Annotated in this window: 15 protein-coding genes and 1 pseudogene; 9 read left to right on the plus strand and 7 right to left on the minus strand. The window is 72.0% G+C overall.

Annotated features, from left to right (window positions below; genetic code table 11):
- Positions 1-196: 196 nt before the first annotated feature.
- Both IH26_RS0146690 and aspS read right to left on the minus strand, forming a co-directional pair.
- Positions 197-1,351 (minus strand): outer membrane protein assembly factor BamB family protein, encoded by a 1,155-nt coding sequence (locus IH26_RS0146690; protein WP_030442766.1) that lies wholly within the window; start codon positions 1,349-1,351, stop codon positions 197-199.
- Positions 1,352-2,617: an aspartate--tRNA(Asn) ligase gene (gene aspS, locus IH26_RS0146695; RefSeq protein ID WP_030442767.1), complete on the minus strand. Its 1,266-nt coding sequence runs from the start codon at positions 2,615-2,617 to the stop codon at positions 1,352-1,354. It abuts the gene before it with no gap.
- 382 nt (positions 2,618-2,999) lie between these two features.
- Between aspS and lipA the strand changes: the two genes are divergently transcribed.
- From lipA to IH26_RS0146715, 5 genes and pseudogenes are all read left to right on the plus strand, one after another.
- Positions 3,000-3,896, plus strand: coding sequence for a lipoyl synthase (lipA, locus tag IH26_RS0146700; protein WP_030442768.1), 897 nt, complete (start codon positions 3,000-3,002; stop codon positions 3,894-3,896).
- Between the two features lie 104 nt (positions 3,897-4,000).
- Positions 4,001-4,135, plus strand: a pseudogene (locus IH26_RS64345) (response regulator); the annotation flags it as partial.
- Between the two features lie 319 nt (positions 4,136-4,454).
- Positions 4,455-4,565 (plus strand): hypothetical protein, encoded by a 111-nt coding sequence (locus tag IH26_RS64350; protein WP_342668363.1) that lies wholly within the window; start codon positions 4,455-4,457, stop codon positions 4,563-4,565.
- Positions 4,566-4,772: 207 nt separating this feature from the next.
- Positions 4,773-5,732 carry a hypothetical protein gene (locus IH26_RS0146710; RefSeq protein ID WP_157437762.1) on the plus strand — a complete coding sequence of 320 codons (960 nt, stop codon included), beginning with the start codon at positions 4,773-4,775 and terminating at the stop codon, positions 5,730-5,732.
- A gap of 25 nt (positions 5,733-5,757) precedes the next feature.
- The gene (locus IH26_RS0146715) at positions 5,758-6,714 is read left to right on the plus strand and encodes a cyclase family protein (RefSeq protein ID WP_245665999.1); all 957 of its coding nucleotides are present in this window, start codon (positions 5,758-5,760) and stop codon (positions 6,712-6,714) included.
- A 172-nt stretch (positions 6,715-6,886) separates the two neighbouring features.
- On the opposite strand, the gene IH26_RS0146720 is transcribed toward IH26_RS0146715, so the two are convergent.
- Together IH26_RS0146720 and IH26_RS60650 are read right to left on the minus strand one after the other, a co-directional pair.
- Positions 6,887-9,916, minus strand: a complete 3,030-nt coding sequence (locus IH26_RS0146720; protein WP_030442771.1) for a helix-turn-helix transcriptional regulator — start codon at positions 9,914-9,916, stop codon at positions 6,887-6,889.
- A gap of 53 nt (positions 9,917-9,969) precedes the next feature.
- The gene (locus IH26_RS60650) at positions 9,970-10,152 is read right to left on the minus strand and encodes a hypothetical protein (RefSeq protein ID WP_030442772.1); all 183 of its coding nucleotides are present in this window, start codon (positions 10,150-10,152) and stop codon (positions 9,970-9,972) included.
- 170 nt (positions 10,153-10,322) lie between these two features.
- On the opposite strand from IH26_RS60650, the gene IH26_RS0146730 reads away from it, so the two are divergent.
- Positions 10,323-11,015: a DUF4191 domain-containing protein gene (locus tag IH26_RS0146730; protein ID WP_030442773.1), complete on the plus strand. Its 693-nt coding sequence runs from the start codon at positions 10,323-10,325 to the stop codon at positions 11,013-11,015.
- A gap of 152 nt (positions 11,016-11,167) precedes the next feature.
- Here the strand turns inward: IH26_RS0146730 and IH26_RS0146735 are convergent, their stop codons facing one another.
- Positions 11,168-11,575 carry an RDD family protein gene (locus IH26_RS0146735; protein WP_051809787.1) on the minus strand — a complete coding sequence of 136 codons (408 nt, stop codon included), beginning with the start codon at positions 11,573-11,575 and terminating at the stop codon, positions 11,168-11,170.
- Positions 11,576-11,793: 218 nt separating this feature from the next.
- On the opposite strand from IH26_RS0146735, the gene glnA reads away from it, so the two are divergent.
- Positions 11,794-13,218 carry a type I glutamate--ammonia ligase gene (gene glnA, locus IH26_RS0146740; protein ID WP_030442775.1) on the plus strand — a complete coding sequence of 475 codons (1,425 nt, stop codon included), beginning with the start codon at positions 11,794-11,796 and terminating at the stop codon, positions 13,216-13,218.
- Between the two features lie 220 nt (positions 13,219-13,438).
- Positions 13,439-13,783, plus strand: coding sequence for a cupin domain-containing protein (locus IH26_RS0146750; protein WP_030442776.1), 345 nt, complete (start codon positions 13,439-13,441; stop codon positions 13,781-13,783).
- Between the two features lie 37 nt (positions 13,784-13,820).
- Here the strand turns inward: IH26_RS0146750 and IH26_RS0146755 are convergent, their stop codons facing one another.
- Positions 13,821-14,384: a YbhB/YbcL family Raf kinase inhibitor-like protein gene (locus tag IH26_RS0146755; protein ID WP_030442777.1), complete on the minus strand. Its 564-nt coding sequence runs from the start codon at positions 14,382-14,384 to the stop codon at positions 13,821-13,823.
- A 38-nt stretch (positions 14,385-14,422) separates the two neighbouring features.
- Positions 14,423-15,235, minus strand: a complete 813-nt coding sequence (locus IH26_RS56745) for a CE1 family esterase (protein ID WP_169789922.1) — start codon at positions 15,233-15,235, stop codon at positions 14,423-14,425.
- A 59-nt stretch (positions 15,236-15,294) separates the two neighbouring features.
- Between IH26_RS56745 and IH26_RS0146765 the strand changes: the two genes are divergently transcribed.
- Positions 15,295-15,729, plus strand: coding sequence for a MarR family winged helix-turn-helix transcriptional regulator (locus IH26_RS0146765; protein WP_030442779.1), 435 nt, complete (start codon positions 15,295-15,297; stop codon positions 15,727-15,729).
- The last annotated feature ends 71 nt before the right edge of the window (positions 15,730-15,800 follow it).

Genomic DNA, 15,800 nt, shown 5'->3' on the forward strand with positions numbered 1-15,800 from the left:
GACCAACTCCAAACCACATTCGACGACTACGCCCGCCACGCAAACTTGATCACCTGAACACGACTCCCCAAATCAAAAATCCGCGACCAAGCCCTCTAGCCGGCCCTCACCTGACCGGCCCTCACCTGACCGGCCCTCACCTGACCGGCCCTCACCTGACCGGCCCTCACCTGACCGGCCCTCACCTGACCGGCCCTTACCTGACCCGCCACACGGTCACCGCCCGGTCGCCGGTGCGGCAGGCCAGGTAGTTCCCGGCCGTGTCGCAGACGGCGAGCGCGGTCACCGGCACCACGCCGAGGACCCGGCTGTCGGCCAGGCGGGTCACGAAGGTCAGGTCGCGGTCGTAGCGCAGCAGCAGGTCGCCGAAGAGGTTGCCGCGGCCCAGATCCTGCCGGACCCGGCCGGTCGCCGGGTCGATCCGGGCCACCCGCATGTCGGCGGCGACGGCCAGCCCGTCCGGGGCGATCGACCGCCACCGCGGGCCGCTCCACCGCACCGCGCCGGTCGCCGGGTCGATCGCGGTCGCCCCCTGCTCGCCGGTGGCGCAGACCAGGTCGCCGCAGGCCCCGAGCACGCTGGGCTCGGCGATCCGGGCCTGCCACATCCGCGCGAGGTCGGTCAGGCGGTACGCGGCCACCGATGTCTGCCCGTGCGTGTAGAGCACGTCGCCGACGAACTCGTCGACGGTCTGCCCCACCGCATACCCGAGCCCCAGCTCGTACGGATCGATGCCCAGGTTCCGCCCGGTGGCCAGGACCGTGCCGTCGGCGGCCGAATAGAGCGTGGCCCGCCCGTCGCTGTCGACGCCCAGCAGGTAGCGGTGGCCGGGGTCGCTGTCGAGGCCCTGCTCCGACGTCCGCCGCTGCCAGCGGACCCGGCCGGTGGCGAGATCGGCCATCCGCAGCAACCCGTCCGGGTTCACATAGGCCACCCGGTCGCCGAGCACGTGCGACACGCTGGGGCCGGGTGTTCGCCACAGCTCCCGGCCGGTGCGCGCGTCGAGGAAGAACGTGCCCGGGCGGACGACCAGCACCGAACCGGCCAGGGTGACGTTGTACTCGCCCGGCTCGACCCGGACCGCCCAGCGCGGACCGCCGGGCGTCAGTGGGTTCGCCTCGATCCGGCCCTCCGGCCGCGCCACGTAGAGGGCGTCCGGGGTGAGCAGCGTGGACGACGTGGCGCCGGTGTCGAGCACCGCGGTGAGCACGCGGAGCCGCTCCGGCGCGGCCGCCCCCTGCAGCGGCACCAGCAGCACCAGGAACAGGAGCAGCAGCACCGCCGGCGCCGGCACCGCGCGCCGGTCCCGGGGGCGGGCCGGCGGCGGTGTCGTGTCGAGATCGATCAGCACCTAAGGAGCGATCCGGTGCAGGTCGCGGGGGAAGGCGGTCACCTCGCGCACGTTAGCCAGCCCCAGCAACCGCGCCACCAGCCGCTCCAGCCCGATCGCCCAGCCGCCGTGCGGCGGCATCCCGTAGCGGAAACCGTCCAGGTAGCCGGCGTACGGTCCGAGCGGCTCCCCCGCGGCGGCCAGCGCCGCCACGTAGTCCTCGTAGCGGTGCAGCCGCTGCCCGCCGGTCACGATCTCGAGACCGCGGAAGAGCAGGTCAAATCCGTTCGAGTACGCCGGGTCGGCCGGGTCCGGATGGGTGTAGAACGGTCGTTTCCGCATCGGGTAGCCGGTCACGTAAACGAAGGCCGAGTCGTGCTCGCGCAGCGCCCACTCGCCCAGCGCCCGCTCGTAGGCCGGGGTCATGTCGCCCTCGCCGGGCGGCGCGCCGGCGATCCGCAGCGCCTGGGCGAAGGAGACGGCCGGGATCTCGGCGGGCACCTTCGGCACCTCCACGCCGGCCCGCTCCGCGATCGTCGCCATCATCACGGCCAGCGTCCGGGTCAGGGCGGCCATCACGTCGCGGTGGTCGCCGACGAAGCCCATCTCGGCGTCCAGCGACGTGTATTGGGCCAGGTGGCGGGCGGTGTCGCTGGGCTCGGCACGGAACACCGGGCCGACCTCGAAGACCCGCTCGAAGACGCCGACCATCAGCTGCTTGTAGAACTGCGGTGACTGCGCCAGGTAGCCGGGCCGGCCGAAGTAGTCGATCGCGAAGACGCCCGCGCCGGACTCGGTGGACGATCCCACGATCTTGGGGGTGTGGATCTCGACGAAGCGCTGCCCGGTCAACGCCGTACGGAATCCGGCGGCAGCCGCGGCCGCGACCCGCAACGCCAGCTTGCGCCGCGGATGCCGCAGCGCCAGCGCGGCGTGGTCCAGCTGGGTGGGCAGGCTCGCGCTCAGCGCGGGGCGATGCAGTTCGAAGGGCAGCGGTACGTCCACCCGGGACAGCACCTCGATCCGCGGCCCGGTGAGCTCGATGCCGCCCGGCGCCTGCTCGTTCGGCGTGACCATGGCGGTGACCCGGACCACGCTCTCCTCGGTGAGCGCCTCGAGCTGGGCGCGGGTCTCGGGCGCCTCGACGACGACCTGGCTGAGGCCCTCGGCGTCCCGGACGATCAGGAAGGCGACCGACTTCAGCAGCCGGCGGCGGTGGACCCAGCCGGCGATGGTCACGGTCTCGTACACATGTGCCGCCACCTGGGCGGAAAGGATGCGTTGCACGGCGGGAACCTCCTCTGGTGTCTGCAACGCGGCCCCAGGGAGGTGTGGGCGAGCGGGATCCTCGCGGTACCACCACACCTTCGCGCTCTCGGCGAGAACGCCTCTTGTCCTGCCCGGCTCGGGAGTGTCTTCACGCCCGGCTCTCCGGGCCGCCATCACAGCCACGGCGGCTCTCTCGGCCGGCTTTGCGGGGCGCTACTCGGTTCCGTCAATGCCGTCAGAACGACGTTAACGACAGGCGACCAGCAGGGAAAGCGAATTACCACCGTACGAGGTGACGGCGGTCACATCACCGGCCACGTGAGCCTCGTCGCCCCTGTCTAGGCAGGAGCCTATTCAGGCGTATTTTGGGCCTGTGACTATTGCTCCCGAGGGCCGCCGCATGCTGCGCATCGAAGCGCGCAACGCCGAAACTCCCATCGAGCGGAAGCCGCCGTGGATCAAGGTCAAGGCCAAGATGGGCCCCGAGTACACCCAGATGCGTGGCCTGGTGCAGAAGGAAGGCCTGCACACGGTCTGCCAGGAGGCGGGCTGTCCGAATATCTACGAGTGCTGGGAGGATCGCGAGGCGACCTTCCTGATCGGCGGCGACCAGTGCACCCGCCGGTGCGACTTCTGCCAGATCGACACGGGTAAGCCGGCCGAGTTCGACGCCGACGAGCCGCGCCGGGTCGGCGAGTCGGTCGCCACCATGGGCCTGCGCTACGCGACGGTCACCGGCGTCGCCCGCGACGACCTGCCCGACGGCGGCGCCTGGCTGTATGCGGAGACGGTCCGCCAGATCCACCGGCTCCAGCCCGGCTGCGGCGTCGAGCTGCTGATCCCCGACTTCAACGCCGACCCGGCCCAGCTCGCCGAGGTCTTCGGCAGCGCGCCCGAGGTGCTGGCGCACAACGTCGAGACGGTCCCGCGCATCTTCAAGCGCATCCGGCCGGGGTTCCGCTACGAGCGGTCCCTCGACGTGATCACCCAGGCCCGCGCCGCCGGCCTGGTCACCAAGAGCAACCTGATCCTGGGCATGGGCGAGGAGCGGGCCGAGATCTCCCAGGCCCTGCGCGACCTGCACTCGGCCGGCTGCGAGCTGGTGACGATCACGCAGTACCTGCGGCCGACCCCGCGGCACCACCCGGTCGAGCGCTGGGTCAAGCCGGAGGAGTTCGTCGAGCTGCGCGAGGAGGCCGAGCGGATCGGCTTCGCCGGCGTGATGAGCGGCCCGCTGGTCCGCTCGTCGTACCGCGCCGGCCGCCTCTACCGCCAGGCCCTCGACGCCCGCGGCTGACTGCTGAGGTACTGAGATTTCAGTACCGGGATTGACAGCAACCGCACGACGACAAGCGGATCGCCGCCGGGCACGCCCGGATCCACCGGCCCGGCGTCGTGGTCATGGACATCCGGATGCCCGGCACCGACGGCCTGGCCGCCACCACGGCGATCTGCGCCGATCCCGGGCTCTCCGCCACCCGGGTCCTGATCCTGACGACCTTCGAGACCGACGAGTACGTCGCCCGGGCGCTGCGGGCCGGCGCGAGCGGCTTCCTCGGCAAGGACGTCAGCGCCGACGGCCTGCTGGCCGGCATCCGGACCGTCGCCGCCGGTGACGCCCTGCTGTCCCCGCAGGCCACCCGCGCGCTGATCGCCCGCTTCCTGACCAGCCCGGCGGCCGACCACGTGACCGGTCCGGGCGCGCTGGCCGACCTCACCGCCCGGGAACGTGAGGTGATGGCCCTCGCCGCCCAGGGGTGCTCCAACGACGACATCGCCCCTCCGGCGAGTACAACGCCCAGCACGAGGACCTGCAGAAGAAGCTGGTCGCCGGCGGGACCTGTCGCTCAGCCCGTTGACCGTACGCACCCACATCCAGCGCGCCATGACCAAGTTGCACGCTCGCGATCGCGCCCAGCTCGTCGTCATCGGTCTCGTGTCCGTCCCCCGTGATCCACGCCACTGACGGCCGGACGAGCAGCCCTCCCGACGACATTTCGGTCATATACCTTTTGTCAATGCGAACCAACCGCGCCTAACCTCGACCCGTCGGGACCGACCAGGTCCCGGCGGGGAGACGCAGACCCGGGCCGAGCCAGCTTCGGTCACCGTTTCACGGTCCGGCGAGTCAGTGGTGAGACCGCCCCCACCCGAACCACGTGGGGGCCCCGCCGTGCGACGTTTGCTGCTGATCCTCGCCACCCTGGCGACCTTCCTCGGCGTGGCCGCCACCCCGGCCGCCGCGGCGACGACCTGCGTCTCCGCCGCCTATGGCTACTCCTTCGACGGCGCGGCCGGCACGGTGACGGTCACCGCCACCCGCCCGCTCTGCGGCGGCCAGTCGCAGGCGGTCACGCTGGTGTCCTACACCGCCGTCGCCGCCTCCGGCCAGTTCGTCTACGACTCGGCGACGGGCCAGCTGACCGCCGCCAACCGCAGCGTTTCCCTCAGGGTCGCCGTCCCCGGTTGCGACGCGCTCGTGGTCGCCTTCTTCGGCACCGGCGTCCAGACCGAGCTGACCGGCACCAGCGCCCCCTACGGCAGCGACCGGTTGGACAGCCGCTCCTCGGGACCACCGACCTGGTACGCCGGCGGCGCCACCGCGTGCACCACCGCCCCCACGGTCGCCTACGCGTACGCCTGCGACGGCACCTTCACCGCCACCCTGGCCAACGGTCCCGCCGCCAACGCCTCGGCCGTCTTCCTCACCGGCGGCCGCCGCATCCGCCTCTCCGCCGGCCACGCCACCACGGTCAAGGTCGCCAAGGGCGCGACGCTGACCATCCGGGACAGCAGCTTCACCACCCACGTGGCGTCCTGGCGCTCGCCGGCCGCCGGATGCACCACCACGCCCACGCCGGCCCCCGCCCCGGCCGTCCCGGCAGCCCGGCCGATCACGACGGCACCTACCGCGTCGGCATCCGTGTCTGCGACTCCCACGACGACCACCGAGCCCACCTACGACGCGCCTGTCGCCTACCCGACTTTCGCGGACAAAACGACCGCCTCGGTGGCGGCCAGGACCGGCTTGGGCCCGGGCAGCGTCCTCCTGATCGGCCTGGGCCTCCTGATGGTCGGGGGCGGAATTGCCGCCATCGCCTACCTGATCCGCCTGAACCGCCGCGTCGCGTAGCCGACCCGTCTGTACCCTCCCTGGGATGACGGCAGCGCGACCGATGCCTACCCAGGAGGACGTGCTCGGATACTTCGACACGCTGTCGAACTGGGGACGGTGGGGCGACGACGACCAGCTCGGGACCCTGAACCACATCACCGACGGCGTCCGGCTGGCGGCGGCGCTGGCCGTGCGTCACGGTCGGAGCGTGTCGTGCGCCTGGGAGGTCGCCGTTCCGGACGAGATGGAGCGGGCGACGACGACCTGCCCGTGTGCCGCCGACATGCCGGGCGCCGAGAACATGCCGGTGCCGACCTTCCGTAACGACCGGCGCTGGGGCTTCTCCCACGAGCGGCTCGGCCTCACGTTCCACGGCAACACCATCACCCACGTCGACTCGCCGTGCCACCTGTTCTGGGACGGCACGATGTACAACGGGCGGTCGCACTCGGCGGTCGACGCCGCGAAGGGCTCGTCGTGGGCGGCGGTCACGGCGGCGGCGAACGGGATCGTCACGCGTGGCGTCCTGCTGGACATCGCGAGGGTCCGCGACGTGCCGTGGCTGGAACCGGGGCAGGGCGCGTTCCCCGACGACCTCGAAGAGGCCGAACACCGCCAGGATGTACGGGTGCGCCCCGGCGACGCGGTGCTCCTGCGGACCGGTTATGGCCGCCTCCGGCACCAGGCGGGCCCGGCCGCCGGTTTCGCCCAGGCCGGCTGGCACGCGTCCTGCCTGCCGTGGCTGCGGGACCGGGAGGTCGCACTGATCGGCGCCGACACCCCGCAGGACGTTCTGCCGTCGGGCTACCAGGACGTGCTGATGCCGGTGCACGCCGTGAGCCTCGTGGCGATGGGCCTGTGGCTCCTCGACAACTGCGACCTGGAGGCATGCGCGGCGACGGCCACCGAGCTCGCCCAGTGGGACTTCCACCTCGCCGTCGCACCGGTCCGCTTCGCCGGCACCTCCGGCAGCCCGGTCAACCCGATCGCCACCTTCTGACCCATCCCCAACCGGCCAACCCAGCCCAGCCGGCCCAGCCCAGCCGGCCCAGCCCAGCCGGCCCAGCCCAGCCGGCCCGGCCCAGCCCAGCCGGCCCAGCCCAGCCGGCCCAGCCCAGCCCAGCCGGCCCAGCCCCAGCCGGCCCAGCCCAGCCGGCCCAGCCCCAGCCGGCTTACTCCGCCAGCAGTCCCAGTCGGTGGGCGACCGCCGCTGCCTCCACCCGGTTGGCCACCTCGAGCTTCGCGATGATCCGGGAGACGTGCACGCTGGCCGTCTTGGACGAGATGTACAGGCTCGCTGCTATCCGGCTGTTGCTGTACCCCTCCGCCACCAGCCGCAGCACCTCGCGCTCCCGGGCGGTCAGCACCTCCGTGCCGGCCGCGACCGCCGCCGCGCCCGGACTCCGCAAGCCCAGCCGCCGCGCCAGCGTCTCCGACGCCTCCAGCAGCGGCCCGGCCCCCAACTCGCCCGCGATCGCATTGACCTCACTCAGCGTCTCCGCCACCACCGCGCGCGACGCCACCTGCGTCCCAGCCCCGCCGGCACGCGACGCCACCTGCGTCCCAGCCCCTCCGGCACGCGACGCCACCTGCGACTCGGCCCCTCCGGCACGCGACGCCACCTGCGACTCGGCCACCATGGCACGCGACGCCGCCTGCGACTCGGCCACCATGGCGCGGGACGCCGCCTGCGACTCGGCCAGCCCGAGTAGCGCCGCCGCCAGTTCGTACCGCCGGCCGTCGGAACGCCAGGCGTCGACCGCGGCCCGCCAGCGCTGCTCGCCGCCGTGCAGCACCGCCGCCACCTGGGCGGCATACGCCTTTTCCGCGGGGTGCACCTGGGCCAGGCGCCCGGCCACGTCGTCGATCGCGGCGGCGAGGTCTTCCGCGCCCGGCGCGGCGGTGGCCGCCCGCGCCGCCGTGGCCAGCAGCGGCCACGAATACCGCGGGCGCTCGAAGACGCACGGCTCCTCGACCGCCTTGCGCGCCACCTCGGCGGCCGCGAGCGGATCGCCCGCCTCGAGCGCCAGCAGCATCTTCAGGTCGAGCAGATAGAGCCTGTTCTCCGCCTGCAGATACGGCTTGCCGAGCCACATCGCGGCCTGGTTGGCCAGCGCCGCCGCCCCCTCCACCCCGCGCGCCAACCGCAGCCAGGCGCGCAGCCGCAGCCACGGCAGCGCCAGGCGGCCGGGTGGGTCGTGCCGGGCCGCCTCGGCGAGCCGGGCATCCGCCTCGTCCCACCGGCCCAGCGCGAGCAGCGCCTCGGCGTGGTTGGCCAGCAGGAAGACCCCGGTGGTGCGGCTGACCCCGACCCGGTCGGCATCCGGCACCCCCTCGGCGGCGGTGGCCGCGGACTCTTCGTACCGCCCGAGCTCGTACAGCGAATCGGAGATGTTGACCAGCGAGTGCGACAGGCTGGACAGGTCGCCGGCCGCCCGGGCGCGCTCGGCCGCCGCATACATCGTCGGCAGGGCTTCGGCCGGCGGCATCCGCCCCGCGCAGACCTCGCCGAAGGCCACCTCGGCGGCGACCAGCGCGGCCAAATCGCCCTCGTCGGCGGCGGCCTCCTTGGCCTCGCGGGCGAACTCGGTGGCCCGCCCGCCCTCGATGCCGGAGTAGACGTGCGCCAGGTCGGCCAGCAGCCGCACCCGGTCGGGGCCCTGCGGAGCGATGCCGAGAAGTCGATGCGCCTCCTCACACTCGGCCGAGCCGTCGCTCTTGCCGGAGTTGCGCAGCAGCTTGGCCCGGCGCAGCAGCAGCCGGGCGGCGCGCAGCGGCTCGGCCTCGGCATCCATGTCGCCGAGGGCGACCCGGGTCAGGGTGAGCGCGCGCATGTGGTCGCCGGAGTCGATGGCGACCAGCGCCGCCTCCTCCAGCAGGTCGAGATGGCCGATCTCGAGCAGCGCGCCGGCCTCGGGCACGTCCTCCCACAGCTCGAGGACGCGATCGAGCAGGCGGCCCTGCTCGCCGTACGCGAAGGCGCGCCCGGCGGTGTCGGCGGCACGTTTCGCCGAGACCAGCGCCCGGGCGTGGTCGCGCGCCGCATACCAGTGGTGGGCGATCTCGGCCGGCGCCCGGCCGGCGGAGACCAGCGACGGGTCGCCCTCGACCGCCTCGGCGTAGCGGGCGTGCAGCCGGGCGTGCTCGCCGGGCAGCAGATCGTCGTGCACCACCTCGCGGACCAGGGCGTGCCGGAACTCGTAGCCGCCATCCGGGTCGAAGACGATCAGCTGGGCCGCCACGATGGCCCGCAGCGCCGACTCGAGCGCGCCCTCCTCCATCCCGGCGACCCGGAACAGCAGCTCGTGGCCGAACCTGGTGCCGCCGACCGCGGCCACCCGCAGCACCCGCTGGGCCGGCTCGGGCAGCAGGTCGACCCGGGACAGCAGCAGGTCGCGCAGGCTGGTCGGGATGTCGCTGCAGGCCGGGTCGGCCGCGGCCGCGAACTGCTCGATGAAGAACGGGTTGCCCTGGGCGCGCTCGTTGACCGCGTCGACGGTGGCGGCTGGCGGCTCGACGCCGAGGAGCTGGGTGAGCAGCTGGGCCGTGCCCTCCCGGTCGAGCCGGTCGAGCTCGTGGCGCTGCACGCCGCGGACCCGGTCGAGCTCGGCCAGGAACGGGCGCAGCGGGTGCCCGCGGTGCAGCTCGTCGGTGCGATACGTCCCGATGAGCAGCAGCTGCGGCACCCGCGCCGAGCGCACCAGGAAGCCGATCAGGTCACGGGTGGACCGGTCGGCCCAGTGCATGTCTTCGATGATCAGGACGACGGGCTGCTCGCCCCCGACTCGCTCGAGCAGAGCGCCGACCGACTCGAACAGCAGGCCCCGCCGCGCGTCGCCGGGCTCGGGCGGCGGGCCGAGCTCGGGCAGCAGGCGGGCGAACTCCCGCTCGCGCCCGTCGAGGATCGCGGTGCCCTCGGCGCGCACGAGCTCACGCAGGGCCGAGGCGAACGGCGCGAAGGGCAGACCCTCCTCGCCGAGCTCCAGACACTGGCCGGTGAGCACCCGCACCGGCTCGCCGGAGAGACCGCGACGGAACTCTTCCACCAGCCGGGTCTTGCCCACCCCCGCCTCGCCGCCCACCAGGACGGTGGCCGGCTCGGCGGAGCGCGCCCTTTTCAGCGCGTCGCGCAGGGCGGCCAGGTCGGCCTCGCGGCCGACCAGAACCTCGCTCTGCGCATGCGCCGTCATGGGGTCGAGCATGCCACGGGGGTACGACAGGTTTCGCTCGACTTTTTCCGCGGTCATGGCGGCGCTCAGGCGGTGGCCGCGACGTGGCCGCCGCCCCGCTCCCGGGTGCGGCGCCACCGGCCGAAGCGGCGGTGCCGGCCGCCGGCGGCGCTGCGGGCCAGCTCGCGGTCGGCGGCCTCGCGGATCATCTGGTCCACCTTCTGGCGGTGCAGTTCGAGAGAGGTGGCCGGGTCGGGGTTCGGGAACATCTCGGTGCCTTTCGACGACGTCCTTCGCTGTTGTCATCGACTCTTCGCCGGAAGGCACCCCGGCCACATGAGGCAGCCTCCTCATTTCCGCCCCGGGGCCCTCCTTACTAGGGCCTCCGGCCGGTGCCCGGCCCGCGTAAGGCACCGCAGCACTACTACACTTCCGGGTTATGGCAAACCCGCAGGAGAAGGTGTCGTTCGGCGAGCGCCTGAAGCAGATCGGTCAGGTGTTCTCCTTCACGGCAAAGCAGGACAAGTGGTTCGTTCCGCTGCTGGTCGCGGCGGTGGCGATCCCGGTCGCGCTCACCGTGCTCGTCGTTCTCCTGACCGGTGGCTACATCTGGATCCCGGTCGGCGTCATGGTGACCCTGCTGGCCGCCGTGATCGTGCTCAACCTGCGGTCCAACGCCGCGATGATGAATGCGGCCGAGGGCCAGCCCGGCGCCGCCGCCTCCCTGATCGAAAACATGCGCGGCGACTGGCGGGTCCGCCCGGCCGCGAGCTCGACCACCAGCTTCGACATGGTGCACGTGGTGATCGGCCGGCCCGGCGTGATCCTGCTCGGCGAGGGCAATCCGCAGCGTGTCCGCGGCCTGCTCGGCCAGGAGAAGAAGCGCCTGTCCAAGGTGATCGGCAACGCCCCGATCTACGACTGGATCATCGGCGGCGAGGAGGGCCAGCTCAACATCCGGAAGCTGCGCACCACGCTGATGCGCCTGCCGAAAAATCTGACCGGCAAGGATGTCAACGCCCTCGACAAGCGCCTCGGCGCCCTGATGGCCCGCCCGCAGATGCCCAAGGGCGCGATTCCGAAGAACATGCGGCCGGCCAAGGGCGCGTTCCGCCAACAGCGTCAACGCTGAAAACCACCGATTTCGTACGGCTGGGCGGCGCCCCGACCGCACGGTGGAGCACCTGCCACAGCGGTCGTGACCAGTGCCACCGGCGCGCGGCTGTAGCGCCCCGGCACTGCGGTCGGGCCGGTGCCCTCCCGTACGAAATCGTGGTCTTGACCTCAGGTTTTCGGCCTGTTCTGCAGCATCACGGAGCCGGCGACCCGGTCGTGCACGCCGCGACCGTCCCCATCGGAGATCATCGCGGGGATGAGCAGGGCCAGCAACAGCGCCCGTAGCAGCGCCCGCGGGATGCCGACCGCGCCGCCGTCCGCGATCGACACGCACCGGATGCGGACCAGCGCCATGCCCACCGTCTGTCCGAAAAGGCCGACGAAGAACGCGTGCGCCAGCACGAACACGGCCAGCTGCGGCCACGGGTTGCGGGCCAGGCTGTCCACCAGGAAGCTGGCCACCAGCGTGGCCGCGAGCCAGTCGATCAGCAGCCCCAGCAGCCGCCGCCCGAACGAGGCCAGTTCGGTCCCGCCGAAGTCGATCGCGGGCGGCTCCGGGTCGCTGGTGGTGGCCATGGTGCCAGGGTAGCCGGGGAGGTTTCCCCGACCGGGCGCGCGGGCGACGGTGGCCGCGATAGCCTCGCCTTGGTCGCGGCCGCCCGGCTCATGCCGTAACACGACGGAAACAATAGGGATACGCCCGGGCAACTCCGTACCCATAGCGTCGCGACCAGCCTAGCCATGCGGCGCACCCACGCCGCCCCGGTATCGAAATCATGTGCCAGGAGGACGTGTTGTTCGCCAATCCCGAGGAACTCCTGCGATACCTCAAAGACGAGGACGTCAAGTTCGTCGACGTACGGTTCTGTGACCTGCCCGGTGTTATGCAGCACTTCAACACCCCGGTCGAATCGTTCGACGACAGCGTGATCACCGACGGTCTCGCCTTCGACGGTTCTTCCATCCGAGGGTTCCAGGCCATCCACGAGTCCGACATGATGCTGCTGCCGGACGTCAGCACCGCCTACATCGACCCGTTCCGGCAGCAGAAGACGCTGGCGCTGAACTTCTTCATCCATGACCCGTTCACCCGCGAGGCCTACTCGCGTGACCCGCGGAACGTGGCCAAGAAGGCGGAGACCTACCTGGCCTCCAGCGGCATCGCCGACACCGCGTACTTCGGCGCCGAGGCGGAGTTCTACATCTTCGACTCGATCCGCCACTCCACCGCGGCGAACCAGGCCTTCTACTACATCGACTCGATCGAGGGCGCCTGGAACTCCGGCAAGGAGGAGGAGGGCGGCAACCGCGGCTACAAGACCGCGTACAAGGGCGGCTACTTCCCGGTCTCCCCGCTCGACCACTACTCCGACCTGCGCGACTCGATGGTCCGCCGGCTGCTCGACGCCGGCTTCACCGTCGAGCGCTCGCACCACGAGGTCGGCACCGCGGGCCAGGCCGAGATCAACTACAAGTTCTCCACCCTGCTGCACGCCGGCGACCAGCTCCAGCTGTTCAAGTACATCATCAAGAACACGGCGTGGGAGAACGGCAAGACCGCGACCTTCATGCCGAAGCCGCTGTTCGGCGACAACGGTTCCGGCATGCACACCCACCAGAGCCTGTGGCTGGGCGGCGAGCCGCTGTTCTACGACGAGACCGGCTACGCGGGCCTGTCCGACACGGCCCGCTGGTACATCGGCGGCCTGCTGCACCACGCCCCGTCGCTGCTGGCGTTCACCAACCCGACGGTCAACTCGTACCGCCGCCTGGTGCCCGGCTACGAGGCCCCGGTCAACCTGGTCTACTCGCAGCGCAACCGCTCCGCCTGCACCCGCATCCCGGTGACCGGCAGCAACCCGAAGGCGAAGCGCGTCGAGTTCCGCGTCCCGGACCCGTCGAGCAACCCGTACCTGGCCTTCTCCGCGATGATGATGGCCGGCCTGGACGGCATCAAGAACAAGATCGAGCCTCCGGCCCCGATCGACAAGGACCTCTACGACCTCCCGCCGGAGGAGTGGGGGAACGTGAAGCAGGTGCCGGGCTCGCTGGACGCGGTGCTGGAGTCCCTCGAGAACGACCACGACTTCCTGACCGCGGGCGGCGTCTTCACCGACGACCTGATCTCCACGTGGATCGACTGGAAGCGAGCCAACGAGATCGACCCGGTGCGGCTCCGCCCGACCCCGCACGAGTTCGAGATGTACTACAACGTCTGAGCGCACGACCGGCTGAGCAGAGCGGCCCCGGCAACCATCAGGTTGCCGGGGCCGCTCGCTACTGCTGAGGATTGGTCACGACGGGCTCGGCGGCGCCGTCCGCGGCCAGCGGCAACAGGAGGACGATGACGCGTGGCGCGGCACGTCGCAGCATCCCGGCGGCCTCCTCGAATGATCAGTACGGTCGCGACATCGTACGAACATCAAAAGGGAGACGGCGATGAGCGACGAGCAGGTGGTTCCCGAGAACCGGGGTGTCACGGTCGAGGATCTGGCGACGGTCGACCTGACCGGGGAGATCGTGGGGATGACGGGGCGCGGGCTTCGGATGCGCAAGTTCACCATGGAGCCCGGCGCGGTCTGGGGACCGCCGCACGACCACGTCGGCCGGCCGGGCACGGTTTACATCCTGCGGGGCACGATCACCGACCACCGGGACGGCGTCGCCACCGACTACGGGCCCGGCGTGGGCTGGCCCGAGGATCGGCACACGCTGCACTGGCTGGAGAACCGCGGCGCGGAGACCGCGGTGGAGATCTCCGTCGACATCGTGACCCTGGACTGAGAACGCCGAAGGCCCCGCCGTGTCGTGCGGGCGCGGGTCAGGGGCGTTCGTACCGGCCGTCGAGGCGGCCGCGGGCGAGCACTTCGCCGGCCGCGGCGAGCACGTCGCGTGGCCGGGCCGAGTCGAGCGTGTCGCCGCCCGGGATGGGCTTGGCGAGCGCGAACAGCTGGAACACGTATCGGTGTGGGCCGTGGCCCTTGATGGGTGCCGGGCCCTGGTAGCCGCGGCCGATGCCCGAGCGGAGCAGCCGTACTCCCTCGGCGGGGTTCTTCGGGTCGAGCGCTCCGGCCCCGACGCCCGTGACCGCGGGATCGAGCAGAGCCACACAGTGTACGAACGGCGCTGCCGTGGGCGCGTCCGGATCCTCGACGACCAGCAGCAACTCGGCCGTTCGGGCGGGACCGGCCGACCAGTTCAGCGCGGGCGAGATGTCCTGCCCGCCGACCCGTTTCGCGGCGTACGCGATCGGGATCGTCGCCCCGTCGGCGAAGTCGGGACTGTGCAACGCCAGCGTCTCGGGGCCTGCCAGGTTCGGCGCGTTCCAGGCCAGGCGGGCCTCGCCGGCCCGCCGGTTCTTCAGCAACTTCCCGAGTACCGCCATGAGAGCCTCCTTTGGGGACTGCGCGAAGCGCGGTCGGGTCAGAGCCGCCGGGCGCGGGCGGAGACGAGCAGGGGCCGGGCGAACCGGCAGATCTCCTCGGCCGTGTCGAACGGGGCGCCCGGCCAGGTGTGTCCGACGCCGTGCAGCGACCAGGCCACGACCCGGGTGCCACCGACGCCGCCATCCACTGTGGTGCGGTCGGCGAACTCCGTCGTCCGCGTCTGGCCGGCGCCGGACGGACACCGGTCGATGGCACGCCAGCGATCGGCGGTCTCGGCCAGGGACAGCGTGCGGCCGCGCAACTCGCCGTTGGGGCCGCGGTGCCGCGAATACCCACCCGCGATCGGTGCGAGGGTGTCCGCCGTACCGTGGATGAGCAGCGCCGACACGGCGTGTGTCGGCGGCCGGTCGCGGAGGGCCGCGGGCATTCCGCCGGCGACCGCAGCCAACACCGCCACCCGGGAGCCGGCCTCCAGCGCGAACCGGTGCGCCATGAACGCCCCGTTCGAGACGCCCGCGACCACGGCGCTGTCCGGCGCCGTGCCGTGCCGCTCGGCGCACCAGTCGATGACCGCGCGGAGGAAGCCGACGTCGTCGATGCCGGCCTCGTCGGCCGTCGTGACGCCCCGCCCGTCCGCCCAGCACCCGCCCTGACCGTCGGGATAGGCGACGGCGAACCCGTACGCGTCGGCCTGCTCGTCGAACGTCGTCGACTCGCGCATCATCCGGCCGGTGGCGTCGGGGTGGTTGCCGTGCAACGCGAGCACGAGGGGAACGGGGTGGTCCGCCGGCGCCGCCGAGGGCAACCGGAGAGCAAACGTACGCCCACCGATGCTGAGGTCTCCCGCCACGCGCCCACCTCCGGCAATATGCGCAGCCAGACTGCGCAATCTTGTTGTACTTTAGCGACATGCAACGGAATCCGCCAACCGCCGCGGCCATCGCCGACGAGCTGCAGTTCGTGGTCTCGGCGCTGGTGCGGCGGCAGCGGGCGGTGTCACCGGCACGCGCCGTGACGCTGTCCCAGGTCTCGATCCTCAAGCGGCTCGACCGGGAAGGACCCCACTCGGTCGCCGACCTGGCCCGCCTCGACAAGATCACACATCAGTCGGTCGCCGTCGCGGTTGCCGCACTGGTCGACCGGGCGCTCGTCCGGCGCACTCCGGATCCGCACGACGGGCGGCGCCGGCTGCTGGTCATCACGGCCGACGGCAAGCGCCTGCTGGCCGAGCGCCAGGCGGCCGGCCATGACCACCTCGCCGAGGCGATCGCCGGCCGGCTGACCGGCGCCGAGCGGGCCCAACTGTCGGAGGCGCTGAGGCTGCTGCACCGCCTGCTCGACTGATCACCAAGCGGTCGATCCGGCCGAGCGCCGGCGCGATCCGCGGCACGGAGACGGCGATGGAGACATCGTGA

The organism is Actinoplanes subtropicus (assembly GCF_000721705.1).
Lineage (GTDB): Bacteria > Actinomycetota > Actinomycetes > Mycobacteriales > Micromonosporaceae > Actinoplanes > Actinoplanes subtropicus.

What these genes read in the sequence shown, in the direction of transcription:
- IH26_RS60650 (WP_030442772.1), bottom strand. Translation starts at nt 10,152, where the DNA reads ATGTTCCCGAACCCCGACCCGGCCACCTCTCTCGAACTGCACCGCCAG.
- IH26_RS0146720 (WP_030442771.1), bottom strand. Translation starts at nt 9,916, where the DNA reads ATGCTCGACCCCATGACGGCGCATGCGCAGAGCGAGGTTCTGGTCGGC.
- IH26_RS0146735 (WP_051809787.1), bottom strand. Translation starts at nt 11,575, where the DNA reads ATGGCCACCACCAGCGACCCGGAGCCGCCCGCGATCGACTTCGGCGGG.
- IH26_RS0146750 (WP_030442776.1), top strand. Translation starts at nt 13,439, where the DNA reads ATGAGCGACGAGCAGGTGGTTCCCGAGAACCGGGGTGTCACGGTCGAG.
- IH26_RS0146715 (WP_245665999.1), top strand. Translation starts at nt 5,758, where the DNA reads ATGACGGCAGCGCGACCGATGCCTACCCAGGAGGACGTGCTCGGATAC.
- lipA (WP_030442768.1), top strand. Translation starts at nt 3,000, where the DNA reads ATGCTGCGCATCGAAGCGCGCAACGCCGAAACTCCCATCGAGCGGAAG.
- IH26_RS0146765 (WP_030442779.1), top strand. Translation starts at nt 15,295, where the DNA reads ATGCAACGGAATCCGCCAACCGCCGCGGCCATCGCCGACGAGCTGCAG.
- IH26_RS0146755 (WP_030442777.1), bottom strand. Translation starts at nt 14,384, where the DNA reads ATGGCGGTACTCGGGAAGTTGCTGAAGAACCGGCGGGCCGGCGAGGCC.
- IH26_RS0146730 (WP_030442773.1), top strand. Translation starts at nt 10,323, where the DNA reads ATGGCAAACCCGCAGGAGAAGGTGTCGTTCGGCGAGCGCCTGAAGCAG.